This is a genomic window from Mechercharimyces sp. CAU 1602 (assembly GCF_024753565.1).
Taxonomy (GTDB): domain Bacteria; phylum Bacillota; class Bacilli; order Thermoactinomycetales; family JANTPT01; genus Mechercharimyces.
This window is the reverse complement of sequence record NZ_JANTPT010000004.1, coordinates 134,218-159,131: the sequence shown is the minus strand read 5'-3', so window position 1 is coordinate 159,131 and position 24,914 is coordinate 134,218. Positions and strand designations below refer to the sequence as shown.

At 44.6% G+C, this 24,914-nt stretch carries 20 protein-coding genes and 1 other RNA gene; 6 read left to right on the top strand and 15 right to left on the bottom strand.

The window, feature by feature from the left end; all coding sequences use genetic code 11:
* Window positions 1-237: 237 nt before the first annotated feature.
* From NXZ84_RS14510 to NXZ84_RS14455, 12 genes are all read right to left on the bottom strand, one after another.
* Entirely contained in the window at window positions 238-507 is a 270-nt protein-coding gene (locus NXZ84_RS14510; protein WP_258841061.1) for a pro-sigmaK processing inhibitor BofA family protein, read from the bottom strand.
* A gap of 224 nt (window positions 508-731) precedes the next feature.
* A complete protein-coding gene (recR, locus tag NXZ84_RS14505) occupies window positions 732-1,331 on the bottom strand; it encodes a recombination mediator RecR (RefSeq protein WP_258841060.1) in 600 nt (199 codons plus the stop codon).
* 33 nt (window positions 1,332-1,364) lie between these two features.
* Window positions 1,365-1,676, bottom strand: a complete 312-nt coding sequence (locus NXZ84_RS14500; protein ID WP_258841059.1) for a YbaB/EbfC family nucleoid-associated protein — start codon at window positions 1,674-1,676, stop codon at window positions 1,365-1,367.
* A 33-nt stretch (window positions 1,677-1,709) separates the two neighbouring features.
* Entirely contained in the window at window positions 1,710-3,362 is a 1,653-nt protein-coding gene (gene dnaX / locus NXZ84_RS14495) for a DNA polymerase III subunit gamma/tau (RefSeq protein WP_483869642.1), read from the bottom strand.
* 119 nt (window positions 3,363-3,481) lie between these two features.
* Window positions 3,482-4,951, bottom strand: a complete 1,470-nt coding sequence (locus NXZ84_RS14490) for a two-component system sensor histidine kinase NtrB (RefSeq protein WP_258841057.1) — start codon at window positions 4,949-4,951, stop codon at window positions 3,482-3,484.
* A gap of 173 nt (window positions 4,952-5,124) precedes the next feature.
* An RNA gene (gene ffs / locus NXZ84_RS14485) (signal recognition particle sRNA large type) lies at window positions 5,125-5,391 on the bottom strand.
* Between the two features lie 301 nt (window positions 5,392-5,692).
* Entirely contained in the window at window positions 5,693-7,501 is a 1,809-nt protein-coding gene (locus NXZ84_RS14480; RefSeq protein WP_396654051.1) for an IucA/IucC family protein, read from the bottom strand.
* 42 nt (window positions 7,502-7,543) lie between these two features.
* A complete protein-coding gene (locus tag NXZ84_RS14475) occupies window positions 7,544-8,878 on the bottom strand; it encodes a lysine N(6)-hydroxylase/L-ornithine N(5)-oxygenase family protein (protein ID WP_258841055.1) in 1,335 nt (444 codons plus the stop codon).
* Complete coding sequence (locus NXZ84_RS14470) at window positions 8,879-9,469, bottom strand: GNAT family N-acetyltransferase (protein WP_258841054.1); 591 nt, start codon at window positions 9,467-9,469, stop codon at window positions 8,879-8,881.
* Window positions 9,466-11,283: an IucA/IucC family protein gene (locus NXZ84_RS14465; protein ID WP_258841053.1), complete on the bottom strand. Its 1,818-nt coding sequence runs from the start codon at window positions 11,281-11,283 to the stop codon at window positions 9,466-9,468. The genes NXZ84_RS14470 and NXZ84_RS14465 overlap by 4 nt, the downstream gene beginning before the upstream one ends.
* Entirely contained in the window at window positions 11,268-12,794 is a 1,527-nt protein-coding gene (locus NXZ84_RS14460; protein WP_258841052.1) for a pyridoxal phosphate-dependent decarboxylase family protein, read from the bottom strand. The genes NXZ84_RS14465 and NXZ84_RS14460 overlap by 16 nt, the downstream gene beginning before the upstream one ends.
* A gap of 14 nt (window positions 12,795-12,808) precedes the next feature.
* A complete protein-coding gene (locus NXZ84_RS14455) occupies window positions 12,809-14,167 on the bottom strand; it encodes an aspartate aminotransferase family protein (protein ID WP_258841051.1) in 1,359 nt (452 codons plus the stop codon).
* A gap of 210 nt (window positions 14,168-14,377) precedes the next feature.
* Between NXZ84_RS14455 and NXZ84_RS14450 the strand changes: the two genes are divergently transcribed.
* Together NXZ84_RS14450 and NXZ84_RS14445 are read left to right on the top strand one after the other, a co-directional pair.
* On the top strand, window positions 14,378-14,974 hold the full coding sequence (locus NXZ84_RS14450) for a GNAT family N-acetyltransferase (protein ID WP_258841050.1): 597 nt from the start codon (window positions 14,378-14,380) through the stop codon (window positions 14,972-14,974).
* A 139-nt stretch (window positions 14,975-15,113) separates the two neighbouring features.
* Window positions 15,114-15,869: an IucA/IucC family C-terminal-domain containing protein gene (locus tag NXZ84_RS14445; RefSeq protein ID WP_258841049.1), complete on the top strand. Its 756-nt coding sequence runs from the start codon at window positions 15,114-15,116 to the stop codon at window positions 15,867-15,869.
* 147 nt (window positions 15,870-16,016) lie between these two features.
* On the opposite strand, the gene proC is transcribed toward NXZ84_RS14445, so the two are convergent.
* Window positions 16,017-16,838 carry a pyrroline-5-carboxylate reductase gene (gene proC, locus NXZ84_RS14440; protein ID WP_258841048.1) on the bottom strand — a complete coding sequence of 274 codons (822 nt, stop codon included), beginning with the start codon at window positions 16,836-16,838 and terminating at the stop codon, window positions 16,017-16,019.
* 88 nt (window positions 16,839-16,926) lie between these two features.
* The gene (locus tag NXZ84_RS14435) at window positions 16,927-17,478 is read right to left on the bottom strand and encodes a cysteine hydrolase family protein (RefSeq protein WP_258841047.1); all 552 of its coding nucleotides are present in this window, start codon (window positions 17,476-17,478) and stop codon (window positions 16,927-16,929) included.
* Between the two features lie 100 nt (window positions 17,479-17,578).
* Here NXZ84_RS14435 and NXZ84_RS14430 point away from each other — a divergent pair, with 100 nt between their 5' ends.
* The 3 genes from NXZ84_RS14430 to NXZ84_RS14420 all read left to right on the top strand — a co-directional run bounded on the left by NXZ84_RS14430 (window position 17,579) and on the right by NXZ84_RS14420 (window position 19,617).
* Window positions 17,579-18,439, top strand: a complete 861-nt coding sequence (locus NXZ84_RS14430; protein ID WP_258841046.1) for a LysR family transcriptional regulator — start codon at window positions 17,579-17,581, stop codon at window positions 18,437-18,439.
* Window positions 18,436-19,068: a fumarylacetoacetate hydrolase family protein gene (locus tag NXZ84_RS14425; protein ID WP_258841045.1), complete on the top strand. Its 633-nt coding sequence runs from the start codon at window positions 18,436-18,438 to the stop codon at window positions 19,066-19,068. Before NXZ84_RS14430 ends, NXZ84_RS14425 begins: the two co-directional genes overlap by 4 nt.
* 105 nt (window positions 19,069-19,173) lie before the next feature.
* Entirely contained in the window at window positions 19,174-19,617 is a 444-nt protein-coding gene (locus NXZ84_RS14420; RefSeq protein ID WP_258841044.1) for a universal stress protein, read from the top strand.
* A gap of 64 nt (window positions 19,618-19,681) precedes the next feature.
* Here the strand turns inward: NXZ84_RS14420 and NXZ84_RS14415 are convergent, their stop codons facing one another.
* Window positions 19,682-20,236 carry a thioredoxin family protein gene (locus NXZ84_RS14415; protein ID WP_258841043.1) on the bottom strand — a complete coding sequence of 185 codons (555 nt, stop codon included), beginning with the start codon at window positions 20,234-20,236 and terminating at the stop codon, window positions 19,682-19,684.
* A 230-nt stretch (window positions 20,237-20,466) separates the two neighbouring features.
* Here NXZ84_RS14415 and NXZ84_RS14410 point away from each other — a divergent pair, with 230 nt between their 5' ends.
* Complete coding sequence (locus NXZ84_RS14410; protein WP_258841042.1) at window positions 20,467-24,750, top strand: AAA domain-containing protein; 4,284 nt, start codon at window positions 20,467-20,469, stop codon at window positions 24,748-24,750.
* The last annotated feature ends 164 nt before the right edge of the window (window positions 24,751-24,914 follow it).

Sequence of the window (24,914 nt, the reverse complement as noted above, 5' to 3'; positions counted from 1 at the left end):
TCTATCTTTCGCTCTTCAGTTTTCAAGGAACGTTTTCTTCTTTTTTCCTCACCGCTCTTTCGCGGCGACAAGATCTATCTTACCATAGCAATCTCGCTTGCGTCAAGAAGTTTTTTTATCGCGTTTTGTCGCTCTGTAGTGACTCACGCTATTGATCAACTTTCTTAGCGACAAAGATTATCTTACCATGGATATCTGTTAAGGGTCAAGCGTGATTTATTACATCCGCTGAGAGCATTACATAATGAATAAGGCTTTCACCACTATCAGATAGATTAGTCCCGGAACACCCAACGCACCTGTGATCAATGCGGTTATCGGATTAATAGGAATCTGAAAATCAACCCACCTACCTGCTAAATTAAGTAAAAACAGCACAACCGCTCCTACAACCGAATATAGGATTCCCCACCAAATCCAACGTAATGGCTTCATCACTGATTTACTCATCACCATAAAGCCAAATAAACCTCCAACACCAACAAGAATCCAACCACTCAGCTCCATCCTAACCCACTCCCTCGTACATACTCTTGGTACAAGCTTATGCGCCAGGACAGACGATCATCACCTCATTATCACTCTATTTCTCAATTCATTTATTTACGCTGCCTCGTCTTCCTACTTGATTTCATAAATAGGGGTCATATCTCATCACCCTTCGGTGTAATGAGATATGACCCCTTCAAAAGTTGCCTCTATATTTAAGCGACCATCATTGGTTATTAGCGTTAGCTCAGTTCCCTTCTACCCTCAAGCGCCTTCGAGAGTGTAACTTCATCCGCATATTCCAAATCTCCACCAACCGGTAAGCCGTGAGCGATCCGTGTAACTCGTATCCCAAAAGGGCGTACTAATTTAGATAGATAGATCGCTGTTGCTTCCCCTTCTATGTTGGGATTGGTTGCTAGAATCATCTCTTGCACCGTATCATCTTCTAATCTGCGCAAAAGATCAGGGATATTCAATTCATCAGGGCCGATCCCTTCCATTGGAGAAATCGCTCCATTCAGCACGTGATATAATCCGCTATACTCTTTCATGCGTTCCATTGCGATTACATCGCGTGGATCTTGCACCACACAGATAACGGAACGATCACGGCTTTTATTCGCACAGATAGAGCAGATCTTTTGATCTGTGATATTTTTGCACATTTCGCAGGGAGTAAGGTCACGCTTTGCTCTAACAAGGGCTTTAGCAAGGTCCATAACGTCCTCTTCTTTCATTCCTAAAACAAAAAAAGCCAGACGTTGAGCCGTTTTTGGTCCAATGCCTGGTAGCCGCATGAACCCCTCAATCAAACGTGTAATCGGTTCCGGCGTATACACTGGTTCGCCACTCCCACTTTTTCTTTATTTGGGTTAAAACATTCCCGGCAGATTCATTCCACCTGTAAATTTACCCATATCATTTTGTACCAACTCATCAACATTCTTCATCGCTTCGTTAAAAGCAGCGGTAATCATATCTTGTAACATCTCAACATCTTCTGGATCTACTGCTTCTGGTGCAATCTCCAAGCTGATCAATTCCTTCTGTCCGCTCATAACCACCTTAACCACACCGCCACCTGCCGTACCTTCTACCTGTTTCTCAGCCAATTCTTCTTGTGCCTTTGCCATTTGCGCCTGCATTTTTTTAACTTGTTTCATCATCTGATTCATATTTTTCATCTGTCTCTTCCTCCTAATTAAGGCCTATGCCATTTAGTCTGTTATTTCTACAATTTCTTCCCCAAACACTTGCACAGCGTGCTCAATTGGGTCGATCGTCTCACTCGTTTTAGTTGCTGAGGAATCCTCTTCCCTCCCTGTAGCAGCAGAAGGTTTCTCGATCGTATCCCAATCTTTCCTCATCACCGTAATAAGGCGAGGAATCCCGATCACATCACGTAAAAATCGTTCAATAATCGACTTGTTCGCTTCTTTCTCCGTCGTCTCACGATGAATCTTGCTTTTAAATGCCACCACAATTGCATCTTTAGTCGCAGCAACAGGCTCTCCATTCATCAACCACGCATGAACAGTAATTTTCTCACGTTTCACTTCATTAAGTACTTCAGCCCATCTTTGATTTACTTTATTCAGCAAATCTGGAGCAGCATCCTGCTGCAGGGATGCTAATTGCTTATGGTTTGGTTTGATTTGGACACTTTTTGCAACTGTCCGCTCAGCACTTCGATCGGATAGGGTAGCTCTCTCGATCGGGGTCGTTATTTCCGCTTTCCCACTTGTTAAATCTTTGACGGACTGCTCCAGTTCACGAATCCGTTTTTCCAACCTCTCCACTTGAGCATCCGCATGTATTGGCGGCTCGCACAATCGTAGAAGTGCCAACTCCAATACCATCCGATCATGGTGTAGGCGTTTTAATTGCTCTTGAAAATGAATCATCTGCTCCATTTTATCCATCCATTGCCCAGCAGTAAGGAGCACTTGCCATGACGAATCAGGTTGATCTCCTGTTCGTGTACTTGTGAGTAAGTAATTGCGACATGCATAAATCAAGTCTTGCAACAGACGCTCAGCTTCCACACCTTCCATAATCAGCGATTCCATCTGATCTAGAGCAGCTTTCGCATCCTGCTTAGCAACTGCTTGCAAAAGGTGAGTCACAGCATCCTGTGAAACAGCTCCGGTCACCATACGTACAGACGACTCATCTATACGATCACCGCTAAATGAACGTACTTGATCCAACAAGCTGAGCGCATCGCGCATACCACCATCAGCCGCACGTGCTACTTCCATTAAAGCTTCTTCAGCGCATTCAATCTCTTGTTCAGCACAGATATATCGTAGATGTTTCACCATCTGCTCTACTGCGATCCGACGAAATACAAAGTGCTGACAACGAGAAATAATGGTAGCTGGTAACTTATGAGGCTCCGTCGTCGCTAAAATAAAAACAACGTGACCTGGAGGTTCTTCTAATGTTTTGAGGAGCGCATTAAATGCTTCCGTAGTCAACATATGCACTTCGTCTACAATATACACCTTATAACGAACCTCAGACGGCGCGTAGCGTACATTTTCCCTAAGATCCCGAATTTCATCTACTCCACGATTAGAAGCGGCATCAATTTCAACCACATCCATTAGAGAACCTTCGGTTATCTTCTGACACGAATCACATTGATTACAAGGCTCGGGAGCAGGTCCCTGTTCACAGTTAACCGCCTTCGCCATGATTTTAGCCGCACTGGTTTTCCCTGTGCCACGAGGACCACTAAATAGATAGGCGTGCGAAAAGTGACCTGTCGCCAGCGCATTGGTCAATGTACGTGTCACATGTTCCTGTCCAACGAGTTCAGCAAATGTTTGTGAGCGAAATACACGATATAAAGCCCGATAAGCCACAGTAATTACCAACTTTCCTTCATGCTTACCTAACTTGTCCGTAAAAATATCATACTATATATATCTCAGGTTTTACAAAAGAATATACCCACTAGTCCATAAGAAAGGGACACGGCCTCTTATTCGCCCTGTCCCTCCTTACTATTCCCCTCTTCATCTGCTAGCATAGGTATACTGACACAGAAGGTAACTCCTGAGTCAGTCGAGTGAAAAGTAATTTCCCCTTCGATTTCATCAATAATCCTCCGGCATATCGCAAGTCCTAATCCCGTCCCATTCTCCTTCGTTGTGAAAAAAGGTTCAAAGATCTGATCTACAACCGTTACCGGTATCCCAGCCCCAGTATCAGCAACCTCAATCTGAATCGAGCGCTTCGACTCATTTCTACGCAAACAGATCGACAATGTTCCACCATTCCCCATCGCATCGATACTATTTTTACATAGATTAAGAAAAACTTGCTTTAACCCCTTCTCTTCCGCTAACACCATGGGTAAAGATAACGTAGGCTGTTGATAATTCACTTTAATATTATGGAGGTTAGCCTCGCTTTGGATCACAGGCAACATACGTTCAATTACGTTTTCTATCCGTAAAGGCTCCTTTTTATGAACATCTGGACGACTCAGGTGTAAAAATTCGCCTACCAAATGATTGATGCGATCGATTTCCCTCAACATAATTTCAGTATAACCATACTCTTTGATATGTAAGTTTTCATTAAGTGTATGTTTTAATACTTGTAAGAATCCACGTATCGATGTGAGCGGATTACGGATCTCATGGGCCGTTCCGGCAGCGATCTGCCCAATCATCGACAAACGGTTTTGTCCTTCCAACTCATGCTCCATCGCACGTATTTTAGTAATATCTAGTAGAGTAATGCAAAATCCCTCCACCCGCACCTCGTGATCTATCAATGGGCGTACATCCATCATCACAACTACTTCGCGCCCTTTAACACCCCAAGAGATTTCACGCGCCTCACTACTCTTTGTACGTGCTGAAGTGGAGATCAACTCTTTCCCCTCTTCCGATAACAGACGAAACGATTCTCTATAATTGCGCTGAATTACATCATCAGCGCAACACCCCAATAAGGAGCACGCTTTATGATTAATAGCGACAACTTGTCCCTTATCATCCAGAAAAAAAGCACCAATTTCTAAATCGTTTACCCATTGGTGCGCAAATCGGTTAACCATTTGCGATGGTGAAGGAGTGGCATTCTGAATCATGGGGGTGCAGAAAAGTAAGTGAAAATATTGCTCATCGGCGTATCCACTCATCATATGAGCCGTCATTGGAAGCTTCTCTCCGGACGGATGAATAAAGTGCCCCTCCAACCAACGAGAGCGTGGATGATCTAGATGTGGATACAAGAGACACTTTTTCACATCCGCTGAAACTGATAAAAACCGTTTGTAAGACACTCTCTCAACCTGACTTCGCTCTAACTTCAGCAAAGACAAAAAAGATGAGTTTGCCAATGCGATCCGACCCCCGCCATCAATAATGATCGCTGCATATTCAGCCTTATAAACCCAATCTAGCAATTGTTCAGCTTTAAGATCAAAGGCGATTGTCAAAATTCGTCACCCCCCGTACCCTTCCATTTTTGTTTCTCTTTTAAAACTATATCTCCTGCAACAAAGAAAAATTTACAATATATACTCGCACACATGCTATGTATCACAATTAAAAAAAGGCGCTTCACTAGTATGACAGCAAAGCAACCTTTTGGTTTGTATGCATAAGAATACCGCGCACCTACCATCGTACAGTATCTATATAAGCGGCACCTGTATACTCAGCTCAGATCAGGTTTCCCTACGGCACATAGGATTGCTCCCTTAGTGCTGCTTCCGTCAGGACCTGACACGGTTCGAAAGTCCCTATTGCGCAGGACCCGATCCTCAACACTTCGTACACAGACCTGACCTTACAGAGACAAGCCTCGGATAGGAGTTCAGCCCCGGTAAGGCGGATTCCGGGTTACAGGGCACCGCCAGCTCCCCACCTAGCACGGTTTCATTAGTATAGCACACAAAAGAGTGCTTGACAAATGAGTGAAAGTACCCCTCTATCACCCTGTTCTTTAGGCTATACGGTGTAAAATTATTCTATTTATCTATCTAGCAAACGGAAGAGCCGCCACGTTAAGCTGATTTAAGTAGACATATCATATCATTTCTATTACGTAGGTAGGATGATGTTGTGCATACAAGTTTTTTAAATTTCCTAGTATACTTAACTAATCGTTTGCGGTGATAGCACACTAAAACCTCCCTCGCCCTGCTTTCTCACTAGGGACGAGGGAGGTTTTAGTGTTAATTTGAATAGGCTCGTGCATTACTGAGAGCGTTCGTCACACGACCATGTTCTGAGGCGTGAGGACGGTCATCATCATCAGCATATCCATAATCCAACATGCGATTCCGGTTTAAACATAGTTTCGTAAAAGAAGGGCGCAGAAGATCAAAGAGTTCATAACGCTCCTTCAACTCTGGGAAGCGCGCTTGGTAAGCAAGAATCCCTGTGCGCACCTGTGCCCAAAAATTTTCTTCCGCCCACTGATGATGCTCTTCTAAGATATCAGACAAGTAACGGAAGTGGCAGATAAATAGACCCGTAAAGATAAACTGACACAATCCCTCTGCTGGCTCGCTCCGCAACACATTCTTTAGCTCTTGGGACAAGTTTTCCAATTCAGGAAGTGGTTCATCACTCACATTTACATCATCGACAAAATCCTTCACTGCCAGACGATGAGGTACTCCATCTTTCAAGACAAGAATCGTATTTTGACCATGCGGGGAAAACACGACCCCATATTTATAAAGATAGTGAAGAAGCGGAGGTAGAATTACTTGGACGAGCCGCTCTACCCATTTTTCTACTGTAAGACCCGACTTGTGAATCAGACGAGAGACAAACGGCACACCTTCACCATCGACGTACAGTAATGAGGCTAACGTAATCGGCTGTTCCCCATCTTCTAAATAGCTATATATGCTTTCTCTCCAAATACAACCAAGCATTTCAAGGTATTGATACGGAGCTCCTTCTAATTGTGAATAGTATGGATGATCATAGTTTATACTAGCGACCTCACCGGGAAGAATCGTCCGGCATTCATCACGTAAAAATGCATCCTGTTGCCATATCCCTTTAATATACTCCGTAATCTTAGGTGCAACAACGGTACGTTCACCAGGGAGACCACGATACACCAACGTATTTAAAATACTCATCGGTAACTTAACATGGTGGCGCTCGCTATGAGTACGATTAACAAAAGTACGAATGGATTGCTGTGGCAGATACTGATCTTCTCCCCTGCCTAGAGGAATAATGCGTTTGTTTGCAATATCCTCGGGGAAAAATGGAATGATATATTGATCCCATTGCCACTCGTGAACAGGCAGGAAATAATACTGATCAGCCTTGGCCCCTTCTAATTCTAGCTTCTTCGTAAATCGTTGAACCTGCTCCTCGCCCAGCTCCGACCGAATCAGTTGTCCATAATCAAGATCGGATACAGCATGAAAGGTAGCCATCCCCCGCTGCACTGCGATCCAATCCAGGCTTACCTCTTGCTGTTGTTCTGGAGCATAAGCTAAGTAATCTTGATAACTAAAGCCAATCCTACCTTTGTTGTAGGTGATCCAGGGATGGCCTTCCATCACACCTTCCAGCTCAGCATAATCAAGTGTACTAGGATCTACTCGACTCTGTTGCTTTTGCTCATAGATATGAGCATCTGCTATCAGAGTTTGATTATACTCGCGAATCAAGTGGCCTGTAGTTAAAGGTGCCATTCCCACTGTAGATTGGATATCCAACAAAAAGCGAATAGGATTGGTTGCAGGGGCGGACTCTCCTCCCTCGTAACGCAAAATAGAGTCTTTCACGATCCGAAAACTATCAAAGATTCTTTTTTTCCCCTTAAAGGTATAAGTAATACCGCTTTTCAATTCTAAGCGATACAAGATAACCCCTTCCACCTCATCTATAGCAACCGGTTGTAGCATGTCTTCATACATTAGCTCAGCAATCATCTTCGTCAACAATTGATGAGAGACTACTTCCCACGTTTTTGGGTTTAGGTTTGCTCTTATATGCTCCATCGCTTTCACTTTGCTCCACCCCTTCATTATCTACTCTTCTAGATAGCTCACTCATACTCCAAACTGTTGGAACACGTTCTTCTGTTCTACTGGATAGATCGACTTGTTCGTCAAAGCTTGTATAATAACTGCATTACGGTAAGCTCCCAAGCCAAGATCGGGTGCCCCAATCCCGTGCGTATGCATTTCCCCATTCTGCACATAGACCTGATTGTCCGCCTTTTCTTCCGTAAGAGCGAGTCGATAATCATCCTGCACTATAAAACGTCCCTCATCATCCCACTGAATCAAGTCATGAATCCCGTCAATACATGTGGGTAAGCGGTGTTGATATCCTGTTGCCATAATAACCACATCACTTCCATGGGTAAAACGCTTTTCTTGCTCACGTTGTACACAAGTAAGAGTATAGGCAGCGTTCTCTCCTGCTTCATTAGCCATAATCTCCTGAACTTCTGTCATAGCTAATAACCTCACCGGAGGTTGATCCCCCGCCACTGTCCGTTCATAGAGGAGATCATAAATGTCTGCAATCGTATTAGCGCTGATTCCTTTATATAGTAAATCTTGGTTAGATAAACGCTGATCCCGTTTCGTTTGTGGTAAGGAATGAAAATAACGCGTATAGTCGGGGGAAAAATGTTCTAACCCTAATTTCGAGTACTCCATCGGGAAAAACCCATCTGAACGAGTAAACCAATCTAAACGATATTCATGCTCTCTCTGTTCTTGCAATAAGGTGTAAAATACTTCGGCTGCACTCTGACCCGAACCCACTACTGTTATCGAACGAGCTTGTCGACAACGATCTACTTGCTGTAAAAATTGTGCTGAGTGAAAGATATCTGCTGCTGACAACGACGCAAATCGATCTGGTAAGCCAGGTACACTTCCTACTCCCAGAACTAAATCTTTGGTAAGATACTCTGCTATTTCTCCCGTTCTTTGCTGTAACACCTCTACCCGTAAGTATGAGTGCTCACCATCTTGCACTCGTTCTACTCCAGTTACTCTTTCACCAAATCGGCAGCTGTCTAACTGCTCAGATACCCACTGACAGTAGTGATTATACTCGCGACGCGGAATATGAAAGCGCTCATAAAAGTAGAAGTGATACAATCTCTTTTGCTCATTTAGATAGTTTAGATACGAATAGGGACTGGTCGGATCAGCCATCGTTACCAAATCGGCAAAAAAAGGAACTTGCAGTGTCGTTCCTTCGATCAATAATCCAGGATGCCAATTAAACTGTTCCTTCTGCTCTAAAAAGAGGGCGTTCACCTCAGATATCGGATCCAGTAACGCTGCCAATCCCAGGTTAAACGGACCAAGACCGATCCCAATCACATCATATATCGGTGATGGGGGGGTTGGTTTCTCTACCATTTACGTATAACTCCTCTCCAACGTCTCACGTGTGCAGTATAAAAGGGCCGCACGCTTATCAGGTAAATCAATCTCACGTTGAAACTCATACCCACACTTTTTGAAGATATGAATCATCTTATCGTTACGGATATCAGGTTCTGCCACCACTTTTTCCGTTCCTTCATATGTGAAGAGCTGGGCAGTAATCGCACGCAACATGATAGCTGCATATCCCTGACCCAGGTAAGCTGGAGGACCGATCAATAGATGTACCCCTTGATCCTCCGGATGAGCCTCATAGCGAGTCCCTACCGTATCATCTTCAGCCCAGTAGGTTTCCCAATAACTCATTGGTTCTCCATCGATCATACCGACATGGAGCTCGTGATGAGGATCAGATAAGGACTTACGTAGATATTCACGATACTTCTCCGCAGCAATATTTAAACGCCAAAAAGGAATGACATGTGACTCGTGCATCCACTGATGTAAGCGTACAAAGTCCCGCTCCATCTCTACTGGACGGAAAGAGAGCCACTGCTGACGACTCTCTTCCCATACGCGATGCTCCTCTTCATTCCGATAAAAAGATGGTCGTTGTTTCTTCATACCTTCACCTTCACTCCTAAACGTATAGGGTTTATCACATCGACATAAACTGATTGACTCTCCATCGGACCTACCAATTCATCCATATCATAAAGACGGGTTAATAGATTTGCTTTACACGGGATAACCTCTTGCTCCAGCAAACTCTGCAGCAATGTAGACGGTTTCCTATTATGTGGCATCCATTTTTGGAGAGAAAAAGCCACCATTTCCAACAACCTCTCCTCAGCTACTAATTCTGCCACCCCGAAAGCGTTAATCAAACCCACCAGATGATTCATAAAGAGATAATAGCGTAAGCGCTCATCAGCCACTTCATCTTTACACATCGTATAACTTTTCTCATTAATTCCAGGTACCGCTTCTTGTAAGCTTGGGAACGTCGATTCGCAATAGTAATACCCTTGATTATCACGATAATAAAACCGGCTAGGATAACCGTTTTCTAGTTCTACTACACTGTTTTGCTGATGTGCCTCCAACGCTATCCCATATGTCATATATAGCCACATCATTGGCTCCAACGATATAGCGAGATACTTTTTAAACCACTCTTCACTTACCTCTGAAGTTGAACGACCTTCGCTCTTCGCCAACTCTTTCATGATCACAGCAAGGCGAGAAGATCCTAGTTCCATCGCATCCTGGCATAACCCTGCCACCAACGAAACGGATTGGTCATTGCCTTCAGCAAATGGATTTTCTCGTAGCACCATTTCAAATCCAGATTCCTCCCGCCCCGCAATCTTAATCGTTATGTAAGCAGGATCTTTAACAATGCGGAAAGCAGGATGATGCTGATATAGCTCTTTGCCAATCTTGCTCTCTAGGATACGCGTCACTTCTACTCCACGCTCTAACTCTTTCATTTTATTTAAGCGAACAGAGTTCGTAATCTTTATCGGTATCGATCCCTTTAACATAAAGCGAGCATCGCGATGATAAACCGTTCGTAAAGAGGAAGTGGGAGCATAAGCACGACCTAATCTGCCCAAATCTTGTAACAACCCTTGCTCCATCAATGTTTGTACGGCTTTGTCTTGTAACACATGCTTGGCTTGTAAGGGATGAACGGGAATAATGGCGTACTCATCATCCGTTTGCAAAAATTTCTCTTTCCACGCTGTAGTAATCGTATCATCGCGACGCAACTCCGCCTTAATCGCTTCAGATGCGCTTACTTCCAAAGTGGAATCCTCCTGTACAATCGAATGATGAGCACGAAAATAATGCATAGAGTGATGACCTTTTAGCTCTGGTGCATACAGCCTTTGCTCTCCATCAGAAATACCCTGACGACTTTTCGGAGTCGGATGAAGCAAATGCCCAAATACAAGGGATTGTTCCGCCTCAATATAAGTAAAAGAGGATGCGTACAATTCTTCTTTATCCGCTTGTCTCGCTTCTACAAACTGTTCAATATGTTGAGCACTCTGTAAGCTGCGATATACCAGCTCATCGATGCGCGCCTCTTTGTCACCTGCAATCGCCAACTCTTTTGTGATCATCGTGATCATGGTGGCAAAATCTAACCGATGAACGTGGTGTTTCTCACCCGTCAAGTAATAGAAGGGAGCTTGAAAGAGATGACGACCCGTCTGGGACCAATACTGAAGGGGTGCCACAATTTCCATCCCATGATGATGGAGCTCGCTTCGTACAAAGCGGACAGCTGAGGACTCATCCAGCAACAACTGGTACTTCGCCTCTTGGCACAACTCTTCTCGACTACTGAGCTGATACTTTCCCACCTCTCTTAAATAACAGTTAAAAAAACTTTGCATGCTGGCATGTTCCGCTATGGATGTAGACATGCTTTTTCTCTCTCCCCCCAATTAATTTCGGCTTCTCGCCCCACTCTTTTCACTCGTTCTAAAATATCAGCTGCATCTTCTGTAGTCATACGTGGATTTAACAGTGTCAATTTGAGATACACCTGTCCAGCAACACGAGTTTGCGCTAACACTACTTCCCCACGTGCAAGTAACGTTTGCTTTATCATAAGATTAAGCTCATCAATTCTCATATAATCTTTATCCGGTACGTAGCGAAACACGACTGCATTAATCTCAGGCTTCTTTCCCACTGATTGCAAGCAGTCATCGGAAGCGATCATCTCCATTGTCTGCTCTGCCAGCAGGATCGTTCGCTCGAGCAAAGAAGCAAATCCTGCTTTCCCTAATGTCTGCATACTTACCCATAATTTCAAGGCATCAAAACGACGCGTTGTCTGAATTGATTTCCCAACAAGATTTGGAACCCCTTGTTCTTCCTGCTCAATCGGATTTAAATAATCTGCGTGGCGAGATAGCCAGCGAAATTCTACTCCTTCTTTTAGTAGAAAAGCGCCACAACTGATTGGCTGATAAAACAGCTTATGAAAGTCGACCGTCACGGAATCAGCTTGCTCAACCCCAGCCAGCTTGAAACGATGGCGATCACTCAAAATGAGCGCACCTCCATAAGCTGCATCCACATGTAGCCACATACCCTCTCGTCGGCAGTATTTTGATAGGGATGAAAGTGGATCGATGCTGCCAAAGTCAGTAGTTCCTGCCGTCGCAACCACTGCAAACGGACTCTTTCCTTCGTTTTTCAATTTTTCTAGCTGCCGTTCAAAATCGATCATTGAGAGGCGTTGTTCATGATCCGTCGCTACTGTAACCACTGCTTGCTCACCCAGCCCTAGCAATGCTGCAGATTGTTTCACAGTAAAGTGAGCTGCTTCGGAACATAGAATCCGCAACTGATTTGCTTCGGGTGGTAAGCCTTGCTGTTGAGCGTTCCAGTTCCAAGCCTGATTAATATAACGATCTCGCGCCAAAAGCAGCCCCATAAAATTAGACTGCGTTCCCCCACTGGTGAACACCCCATCGGCACCCTCTCCAAAATCAAACAGCTCGGTTAACCAACGAACTACATTTTCTTCTAGTAAGGTTGCTGCTGGACTTTGATCCCATGAGTCCATCGACTGATTGGTTGCACTGATCATCGCTTCCGCCGCCAACGTCCCGATGAGCGGGGGACAGTGTAGGTGTGCAGCGCAACGGGGGTGATGAACGGCAATAGAGTGTGCCAATACTTTCTCGCCTGCCTCCTGTAACACTGTTTCCAATATACGTCCCGAATCGGTACACACTTCTTCTTGTTTCCAATCAGCTCGCAATTGTCCTACTTCCCGTCCACTATAGGGATCGGATAAGTTGGCATATTGATCTTGAATCAACTCATGAGCCTTCTTCATCGCACGCTCATATGCCGTACGTGATGCTGTTGTTTCATTTAGAAACAACGAATCCACATTGACCTCAACCTTTTCATCCATGGCTCCAATTCCTTTCAGCCTAATTGCCGTTCTGCCTCTAAGACTGCTTCACAAAATATTTCCGCGATCATATCTATCTGCTCTTCCGTAACAATAAGTGGGGGTAAGAATCGAACGACACTGCCATGTCGCCCACCCAGCTCCAGAATAAGTCCCCGTTTAAAGCATTCTTGTTGAATACAACGTGCCATCGCTGGATGCGCAGGATAACTGCCGAGATGATCTGCCTCTTTTGTGGTATCCACAATTTCCACTCCGAGCATTAACCCTCTACCGCGCACATCGCCAATACTACCGCACGACAACGCTTTAACTCCCAATAAGTGGTTGATCATTCTTTTCCCCATCCGCTCTGCATGTACATCCAATCGCTGTTCTCGAACGTAACGAATGGTTGCCATACCCGTCGCCATCGCCATCTGATTGCCACGGAACGTTCCCGAGTGGGCCCCTGGTTGCCACTCATCCAACTTCTCGTCGTATACAACAACTGACAAGGGGAGTGAACCACCGACCGCCTTCGATAAAACCACTACATCTGGAATAATGCCTGCATGTTCAAAGGCAAATAGTTTCCCTGTACGACCTAACCCTGTCTGCACCTCGTCCACAATCATGGGGATATGGTTTTCATGCGTCATTTTCCTAATTTGACGCGTCCACTCATCAGGCGCTGGAATCACGCCTCCCTCCCCTTGTACCATCTCCATAATGAGGCCTGCTGGAGTGGGAATCCCACTCTCCACATCCGTCATTGTACGCCCTGCATAGTGACCAGCAATCTCTGCACCCTTCTCTCCACCTTGCCCAAAGGGACAACGGTAAGAATACGGATACGGTAAGAAATGAACATCAGGCATTAAACTATTAACCGCTTGCTTCGGACCTAAGTTTCCCGACAAGCTTAACGCACCATGAGTCATACCATGAAATGCTCCTTGAAAGGAAAACATTCCTCTGCGCCCCGTAGCCGTCTTCACCAATTTGACCGCCGCTTCTACTGCGTCAGCACCAGACGGGCCGCAAAACTGTATTTTCGCTCGTTTGCTAAACTCTGTAGGCAGACTAGCAAACAACTCCTCCACAAAAGCATCCTTTACGGGGGTAGTAATGTCTAATGTATGTAAAGGCAAATGAGAAGCCAGTGTCTCTTGAATCGCTTCATGAATCACTGGATGATTGTGACCAAGAGCTAGTGTGCCAGCACCTGCCAAACAATCAATATAAGTTCGTCCCTCCACATCCGTCACATGGATGCCTTTTGCTTCCTTCATTGCGATAGGAATCCGCCGTGGATACGAACGAGCATTCGACTCTCGTTCTTCTTGTCGTTTGAGAAAGTGTGCATTCCCTAACACCTGTGTTTCATTCATCGTAATCACTCCTCCAGATGGTTTCGTCGATCATTTATATTGATAATGAGAATCATTTTCATTATATTCGTTGCGTCTCACTATATCACGCCCACTTGCCTCTGTAAATCCTTTTCGGTCATTTTAGTTAGGATCAAAAAATCAATTGCTAATGAGAATCATTTTCATTATAATAGGAGATAGAAATTTTGAGAAGGGGGCAATACCAAAATGGCGAAAAAAATCGTTGCTTCAACCAACATGAATTTTTACTGTGAACTGCCCGAACTTGGTCAAACCTTGTACGCACGACCAGTCTCCTATGCAGATGATTTACATCTTTTACATCAGTGGATGCACCAACGTCATGTTGCACCATTTTGGAAGAAAGATATTCCTTTAGAAGAATTTAAGGAGTACTTTACAAAATCTTTAAATAATAAAAGTCGCAGTCACTTTATGATATATCTTGATGAAGAACCGATTTGCTATATCATGCTGTATGAAGTAACAAGTGATTCTATCAAAGATTATTATCCCTATGAAGAGTCAGACCTTGGCGTACACATCGTGATTGGACTTCGTCAACATGTACACGAGAAATACCTGATTCCTATTGGTGAAATACTTAAGACACATGTATTTACGAAGCTCCCAGCTGATCGAGTTATAGCTGAACCTGATGTCGCCAATCGCATCATCATTCCTTCATTAGAAAAAGTAGGTTTCCGTATCCACAGCCAGATCGAGCTACCACATAAAAGCGCCTTTCTACTCCATTGTGATCGTGAAACTTTTACGCCCACAAGAGAGATTACGTACACTTAAGTAACATAGGGTTAGCGTGAGGTTATGCACTCGTCACGATTCTACAATAAAATGCTAGCATTAACCTCCGCTTACATCGCATCCTTTGAAGGTTGAAAAACATACCCATATACATACATATAAACGGGGAGGGAAAGTCGTGGACCATGTTTTTAAACAATTAGAGACCGATTTTCAAGTCTTTACTGCCACTCCATCCACTCTCGTATTTTCAATAGAGGCGGAAGAGCTTGTCAGAGGAGAGGCACTCGATCCACTCCTTACACTGCTGACTAAGCAGATGCAACTACAGACACCCGCTGCCGTAAATGCGTCCTTACTAAGTAAAAACTATGCTCATTTCCTCATTGCTGGCTTAAGCATGATTAGTAACTGGAACCTTGGCGTCTCTTTTCATCCTACTAACCTACTATTTGGTGCTGATGGAGAAGGGCGGTTTCTCATGATCGTAAAGGATGCAATTGCAACACCCGCACACAGCGATCGCACAACCTGGCGTTCCTCTGGAATGAAGGAGTTATACGCTCATCATCTTACTCCCTTATTTCACGAAATGAATCGCCGTTACCGTGTTCCACTCCCAACTTTATGGGAAAACGCATATGGCTACATTGATGCTTACTATCGGAAATGGATTGCCGAAGCACCCACCAGCTCCGACAAAGAAAGATTAGCCTCCGACTTCCGCTTCTTATTAAAAGAAGCAGATCCAGAAATATTTGGCACAACAAAAAACCCCTTCACCATCTTTGAAGAGGATAATATTGAACGTACCGACGAAGGGCTTCCCATCCGTAAAACATGTTGTTTGTACTATAAAGTAGCAGATCAGTGTTGCCGCAATTGTCCTCGAGTATATGGAAAAGAGGATCCTTATCCTCTTACAAGCCATTAATCAAGGGAGAGGCTGAACCACATACATCCACTCCCCTTACATCTTCGACTCAGCTAAGGATTTGGGATGCTTCCTTTGCATTGTACCAACCATAGATCACTTCCTCCAAATGCATCCCCTTTCCCATAACACGCTATTCCTTTTCACTTATGTACTCTCCCCGTTCGCGTTAGTCAGTTCGTAGGCACGACGATCCGTTGCACGAATTGCTTCACAAAAAATCTTTTCAAACCCATGATCTTCTAACGACTGTAAACCAGCAGCTGTCGACCCTCCCGGTGAGGTTACTTGTTCACGTAATTGAGCTGGCTCTCCCTCTTGCATCAGCATTTTAGAGGTTCCATATATCATTTGTGCGACCAACCGTCTTCCTGTTTCTGGCTCTATCCCTCTTTCTTCTGTTAACCCACCCAAAACTTCTGCGATTCGATATATAAAAGCCGGAGCGCTCCCTGTAATCGCCGTCAGATTAATCACTTCTTGTTCCGTACACTCGACACCACTTCCTATACCGCCTACCAACAGCTCCACCCATGAACGTTGGAGCTGATCCACATTATTCATGGTAAACGGGGAAATCGATTCTCCAATCTGTGCTGCTGTGTTAGGCATAATCCATGCCACTGCCGTTCCACTAGGCAAGCGCTCTGTCAACGGAGTCAGCCCAATCCCGCCGGCAATCGTAATCACCAATTGCTTCGTTATGTATGGAGCTAGCGCATCCAAAACCTCATGATGCTCAGTTGGTGGGATTGCTAACAAAACAACATCAGCTTCACCTATTTCTTCTTGCCACGTATGTGCCACCTCTACCCTGTAGCGATTTTTTAGTTCTTGCAACCGCTCCCGCCTGGAACGGTTCGTTATTACAATCCGTCCTACATCTTCTCTCTTATGCTGTAGTAGACCAGCAACGATCGCCTCCGCCATCCTACCTGCACCGATCACGATTATATTTACTTTTTCCACACTCTCACTCCCACTTCGGTTTTCACTAATCATACCGAAGTGGGAATTTGTGAGCAACTTAATGTTCAGTAGGTTTATAAATGATATGTTACTTCTTCTGTATTTCAGCACACCACTGTGCAACCGTCATCACTTTACTAAAGTGTGCTTGGTGATTTATCAACGTTGCTTGATGTAGATTTTGTGCTGAAATAAACCCCATCTGGTTTTCATGATCAAGTGTACCTGTAGCATCTGCTAAAAACTCAATATGGTACCCAAGATGCTTTGCTTGACGCGCAGTGGTATCACAACACAAATTCGTCTCATAACCTGTGATCACTACCGTATCAACCCCTTCACTTCGTAACACTTCATCTAGATCGGTATTTGTAAATGCTCCTGGGTACTTTTTTTCGATATAATGATCATAGCTTCTTCCATTAATCTGTGGATGCAGATCCCACGCTGAGGTTCCCTGTTGAAAATGATGACTTCCTTTTTTATTCGTATGTTGAATCAAAATAATAGGGAGGCTACACTCCTTAGCCTTCTCCATCACACTCACTATATTTTGTAAACTATTCTTGGGATAAGTAACTTGATATTCCCCGCTGAAAAACTCATTCTGCACATCTATTACTAATAATGCACGTTTCATCAACTCATTCCCCCTCGCCCTCAGCATAGCAAAGGGAGGATGAAAACAGAATTTCCTCTTTGTTGTAGGGGTATAACATCACGTTATAGGTGGGGTATATATGCATATTGAATGGATCTACTCTTTTATACAGGCAGCACAAACACAAAGCTTATCTAAAGCCAGCGATCAGCTTAATCTATCTCAACCTGCGCTTAGTAAGCAAATGAGAGCGCTCGAATCAACCTTGGGAAGCCATCTATTCCATCGCTCTCCACAGGGGGTCTCGCTGACGGAGGCGGGGGAAATCGCCCTTTCCCATTTTAAGATCATGATTGCTGACTGGGAGCAGCTGCAAGCAAAGTTACAAGCGCATGCAGATAGCCATCTCATGCGCATCGGTACCTTACCCAGTCTCGCTTCTACCTATCTTCCAGCTAAACTTCTTGCCGCTCCTTTTCCCACAGAAGTGCATGTAAAAGACAACTCACAGCAGTTAATCGATCTATTGCAAGACAGAAATCTGGACATTATCTTCATCGATCTGCCCACCAAAAAAAAGAAAGTGGTTGTTCATCAGCCTATATTTACAGAACCACTCTATTTGATTGTCCCACACAATCATCCCCTCAGCTCGATGACCTCGGTAAAATATATCGATCTTATCGGACATCCATTCGTTCTCTACCCGCATGGATGTGACATACGGTTCTTTATTGAGCATACCTTCGCCAAATTGAAAGAAAATCCTCAAATCACCTTAGAGTCCTCTTATGGAGAAAGTATCTTAGGGTATGTTCGAGCCGGTGTTGGAATTACCATCCTGCCACAGCTTTTGGCAGACGAATTAAAACAAGACAAACTGAAAGTAATCCCTTTCGACGAGGCAGATGCTACACGAACCATATCTATGGTTAGTTTTGAAAGACACACGCTAAATAAAATGAGCTTTATATTTAAAGGAAACGGGGAGTCCCTATGAATCTAACAGACATTCGCAATGTTTACTGTATCGGAAGGAACTATGCACTCCATATTGAGGAGTTAGGCAATCAGCGCCCACAAGAACCTCTCGTCTTCTCCAAGCCGACGCATGCTCTTGTCCACACCTCTGGACAAGCAATACCACTACCGGGCAAGCAAGGATCTCTTCATTACGAAGCAGAAGTAGTTATCCAGGTGGCACGTCCCTATAAAGAAGGGATTGAGATCACCACTGCGATCGATGCGATTGCACTCGGAATCGACATGACCCTACGGGACGTACAAAGTAAACTGAAAAGTGCAGGTCAACCGTGGCTACGAGCCAAAGGATTCCGTAACTCCGCTATAATTTCTAATCGTCTTCCCCTCCCACCATCCGATGAGCTGCTAAATACTTCCTTTTCATTGCGAAAAAACGGGAAACTGGCTCAAGAAGGGAAGCTAAAAGAAATGATTTTCTCCCTTCCAGATATTCTTTCATACTGTCAAACTCATTTCGGACTCGATAAAGGGGATCTAATCTATACAGGTACCCCCGCAGGAGTAGGAGAACTAGATGACGGGGACCACCTCCAATTATTTTGGGGAAAAGACATGCTCGGAGAGTGTACAATTAAACTAGACTAATCAACACTCTCTTCCCTAAAGTTCATCTTTTAGACGACAACATATCCTCTATTTACGTCTACAGAGAGTACAATTAAATCAACCAATCGAATGGAGCTGAGTATCATGCGAAAACATATTCTCGTACCTACCGACGGCTCAGAAGATGCTACACTCGCTTTACAGGAAGCCATGACTTATGCACAGCAGTTAGATGAGAAGATTATTCTCCTTCATGTTCAACCCCATCTTACTACCTTCCACACACGTCGTTTTTTTAGCGAAGCCGACATTCATGCTTATGAAGAGCAGTTGAGTGAAGAAGCATTGGCACCTGCCAAAGAAATCTTAAAGAATGCAAACCTCGCTTACGAAATCAAAATGCGTTTAGGGGATCCCAAGCAGGAAATCCTCGCAGAAGCGGACACAGAACAAGTTAGAATGATCGTTGTCGGCGCAAAAGGTGAGGGTGCGCTACTCGGCTCTCTGCTCGGTAGTGTAACATATGGCCTCGTTCAACACTCCCCTTGTCCAGTCATGGTTGTTTCCCATCGTCAAGCAAATAAATAATTGGACAACCAAAAGGAGCGTGCTCATCTTGAGATGAACACGCTCGATCCATTTTAAAGCCCGCTTACTTCCACTTAATGCTACAGCCCATACTGGGTCGCTGCTTGATACTCACTTCTTCCCCAACGATGATCTGATCCAGCGCCGTTCGGATCGACTCTCCTGTCACAGGTAACTCATTACCTGGACGCGAGTCATCTAGCTGTCCGCGATACCGACAAGCTAACTCCTTATCAAATACATAAAAATCAGGTGTGCAGGCTGCTTGATACGCTTTCGCTACTTCTTGCGTCTCGTCAAAGAGATAGGGAAACGGATACTCCCATTCCTCAGCTACTTTCTTCATCTTCTCTGGCGAATCATCGGGATACTTGTTAACATCATTTGCATTGATCGCGATGAAAGAAACCCCACGTGCTTGATAATCACGCGCTAACCGCACCAATTCCTCTTGCACATGAATAACATACGGACAGTGGTTACAAATAAACATCACCACTGTTGCCACATCAGACTTCAACTCTGCTAAGCTTTCTTCCTTATTCGTTACTGGATTGTGTAATACAAACGAAGGTGCTTCTTTCCCCAAGGAAAACATATTAGACTCAACGGCAGCCATCCTTCATCCCCCTTTTACTCGTACTCTTCTTTCTTTACCCCACTTCCCCATGATCATACCACCGTCACCTAGGATTGCAAACTGAATACACTCTCTTCACAAACATCACAGTGATTAGCCACCCTGAACTATTGTCCCATCTTCTAGGTACAAATCTTGCAAAATGAAGAGCGTAGCACTTACAATAAATGAAAGACTCTCAATGAACTCTAATGAAAGGGAGTGAAAAGATGGATCATAAAGCGAAGCAAATTTTCCAATATTTATTATCCATACAAAATATCACCTCACCACCTATTCGCAATTTTCAACAATATGGTGTTTATAAATATCTTTCCGATCTACCTCAAACAAACGGTTGTATTTTATATGGATCTGAAGCTTATCCCGAGGCTTGGTTAGAAATACATAAGCCCACCCTTCCATCCGCCCCACTCCCCCCATCTTCACTTGTGGAATGGCTCCAGTCTGATTATAAAGATGAACGGAATGAACCTACCTTCTATAACGAACAATCGCTGCCAAGTAAAGAGAATCCACACTCACTCAGGACGGTTCTCTTTACTGAAGATTCGACTCGCATCGACCAACAGACACACTGGTTACAAACTTGGCGAGAGTGGGCAGAAGAGTGTAAACGTAGAAAACAGCTTAAACTTCTATATGGTACCCTCTTCGCTCTACGCCAACAGCTAGAGCGCGAGGGAGAAACGATCGAAATCGCTTTTGGACATGGAATGCTATCATGGGAACATCCCAAGGGAAAAATCTATCACCCTCTGTTCATTACCCGCATGGAAATTTCCTTTAATGCACGCAAAGGGTTATTTACCCTTACTCCTACTTCAAAAGGCACTCAGCTAGAAATGGAAATGCTTGCAGGACTAGAGCTCCCTAACGAGACCCTCTTCGGTCAGCTTCAGCAACGTGTAATCGAAGAAAAGGTAAATCCGCTCGATCCTGAAAGCATCTTTCCCTTATACCATGAAATCGCACATACCATCGACCCAGAGGGTCGCTTTGATCCTAAATGCTCACCTTCGTTTTCTCAAAAACCGCTTATCACCAATCAAACCATTTGGTTTGTCCGTAAAAAGAATAATAAACAGTGGAAAGATGAGTTAAATACCGTGCTTAAGGAGATAGAAGAGGGACGGGAGCTTCCCCTACCGTTAAAAGCCCTCACCCAACTTCCCGATGACAACGCTGCTCAAGTCCATACTCCCGACTGGAAAGAAGTCGGAGAAGACCTCTTTTTCCCTTTGCCTGCAAATGAAGAACAGCGTGAGATTGCTCGCCGTTTGGCCCGACAATTTGGGGTAACAGTTCAAGGACCACCCGGTACTGGAAAAAGCCACACTATCGTCAACCTGATCAGCCACCTCCTCGCACATGGTAAAAAGGTACTTGTCACGAGCCAGAAAGAGCCCGCCTTGCGCGTCTTAGCGGATAAAATTCCTAAAGATATCCGCTCACTCTGCGTCTCAGTCCTAGGAGGGGATTCCAAATCATTGCAGGAAATAGAAGACTCTGTTCGCTCTATCTCAAATAAGATGGCGGAATACGACAGTGAGACCTTAAGAAAGGAGAGTGAACAATTACAAGTAGCCCTAAAGCAGGCAATGAAAGAGGAAGCTGAAGCGCAAAATCAACTGCGACAAGCAGCACACAGAGAACAACTAAAGATGAAGTGGTATGAAGAAGAGCTCCTCCCTTCCGCAGTGGCAGAAAAACTAACCGCAACAGAAAATCAGCACGGCTGGCTCCCAGACGACCTTAACTCCTCACCGCCCTTAAGTGATGGTCAGATGCGTCGTTTGTGGCAGCTAACAGGTGCATTATCTGTTGACCTTCCTCACATCGCTACTCAATTCATCATCCCTGATGTAGAAAAGTTAGATTCTCCCACCCACTTTTCCATCTGGGCTGAAAAAGGTATCAAGTATAAAAAGCAACTTACCCAATATCAGCACCTGCTCACCAAGTACCCTCTTCCACAAGCAAGTACACCGTTACAGGAGATAGAACAGCACTTGAATACCATTTTGCGTCATAAAGAATTGCTTGCTCACACGCATGTGCAACTCATGCTACAAGACCTTTTAGCCGGTGGCACTCGCGCCCAGTCATGGGAGCAACTATATGAGTTTACCTGTACTCAATTGGCAGACATTGCAGACATACATCAGCAATTAGCCGAGTTTGATATCCAACTCCCTGCTGTTGATCGCGTAAAACTAGAGCAAGACTTGCAAAGCTTAGAAGAGCAATTTCGTAAAACGGGGAAAGCCTCTGCTCTTTATCTCCTTACCTCAGGTAGAAAAGTGCGTTATCTTGTCAAACACCCTCTTCTTAACGGGCGCCCGTTACAAACGGAGCAGGATGTGGAACAGATTCGTAAGCGCATCCAAGGACAGGAGAAAAGAGAGCGACTCATTCGAAAGTGGAACACCTTATTCCAAGAGATAGATGGTCCACTATTGGACCCCGCTCGCAAACGAATCACAGCAGAAGTAGACCCCTTTCTAAAAGAGTTAAAAGATGTATTACAACTAGCTCAACTTATCAAGCAGCTGCACCACATGGTGCCAGCCCCTTTCCCCGCTAGTTTGAAGTGGGAGGAAGTTGCCGTTTATGAAGATTTATTACAAGCGGTGCAAGTTACCTACACAAAACTAGCTTGGAACACATGGCGCTCTGAACATCAACAAAAACAAGAACAGCTAGAAAAAAACCTTTTACAAGCTCACCACCCGCTATGTAGCCACTTGCTTACAGCATTAAATAAACTAGACGAAAACAAATGGAGAGAAGCATTTGAACAAAGCCACTCTCTACAAACAGCTGTTGCGGAGTATGAAGAGTGGAAAACATTACTTGATCGCTTAGCTACAGTTGCTCCGCGTTGGGCGTCTCAGATTGAACAGCAGCTTGGTAATCATGAGCCTTTCCCTGTTGACTGGCAGGAGGCTTGGCACTGGCGACGAGCGGAAACCACCATCAGGCACATCAATCAATTTCAACCTGAGAAAATAGAAGCCCAAATACATTCAAGTCAAAGAAAACAACGGAAGCTTACGGAACAAATCGTGGCAAAATCCGCCTGGCGCAAACAACTAGAACGCATCACAGAAACACAAAAACGCTCCCTTATGGCATGGAAACAGCAGATTAAACGCATTGGAAAAGGAACTGGCAAGTATGCTGCCAAGCACCGACAAGATGCGCGCCGAGAAATGGAGCACTGCCAATCAGCCATTCCCGTCTGGATTATGCCTATCCATCGTGTCATCGAAAACCTTGCCCTCGACAACGAACTTTTTGATGTCGTTATCGTAGATGAAAGCAGTCAGTGTGATATTTTCTCCCTCACTGCTTTATTACGTGCTAAAAAAGCGGTCGTGGTAGGCGATGACGAACAGATCAGCCCTGCAGCTGTCGGCATTAATCAAGAGCAGGTACGAACGCTCATCTCTCGCCATCTCGAAGGAATTCCGCAAGCGAACAGTTTAGATATGCAAACATCTCTTTACGATATTGCTACTAGAATCTTCCCTGAAAAGCTGATGTTAAAGGAACACTTTCGCTGCGCTCCTGAGATCATCCAGTTTTCCAACGAAGTAAGTTACGGAAACGAAGTGATTCCACTCCGCCATCCTACAGCGGCAGAACGGATTGACCCCCCTGTTCTTGCCAAGCGGGTAGTCGGTTATCGAGAAGAAGGACGTGTTCTTAATCTACCCGAAGCAGAAGCGATCGTTGAAGATATCCGCAAACTGGTGAACGATCCCTTCTTCACCGATCATTCCATGGGAGTCATCTCTCTTCTAGGTTCAGAACAAGCGGACTTAATTGACTCCAAACTTCGTCACGTAATCGGGGAAGAAGAGATGGTGAAGCGTCGCCTCATCTGCGGTGATGCCTACGCCTTTCAGGGTGACGAACGGGATATTATGTTTCTATCGCTAGTTGTCGCAGGCAATGTTCGTTATCAAGCATTGACCCGACGTGATGCTCAACAGCGTTTTAACGTTGCCGCCAGTCGTGCGCAAAACCAAATGCGCCTCTATCATTCTGTCGACTTAGAAGATCTTAATCCAGAGGATTTACGCTATCGCCTCTTAAGTTACTGTCAACATCCTGTTCGTCCCTTAGAGCCAGTGAAGGATTTACAACACGATTGTGAGTCCCAATTGGAGATGGATGTCCTGCGAATGATCATCGCCCGTGGATTCCAGGTACGTCCCCACGTCAAGATAGGGAAGTTTTGTATAGACCTCGTAATTGAGGGCGTGAAGCATCGACTCGCGGTCGAATGCGATGGAGATGCTTGGCATACCATCGAAAATTGGGAAGAAGATATTGCGCGTCAGCGCATCCTTGAGCGTTCCGGTTGGACTTTCTGGCGTGTACGAGGTAGTGCCTTTTATCGTAACCCAGAAGAAACGATGTCCTCCCTTTGGACGAAACTTGATGAGATGGGCATCAAACCAGGGATTGTTAAGCCCTCATAGAAGAAAAAACCGAGTACACGTTACTCGGTTTTTTCTTCATACACATAAATCTGCCAAGTACCTCTCCTTACTCACTCGCTTTTCTCCTATCTACATAGAACATTTTTCAATACAACAAATGAATGTTTAAAACAGATGGAAGGGATTTGTAATTAGAATGAAGA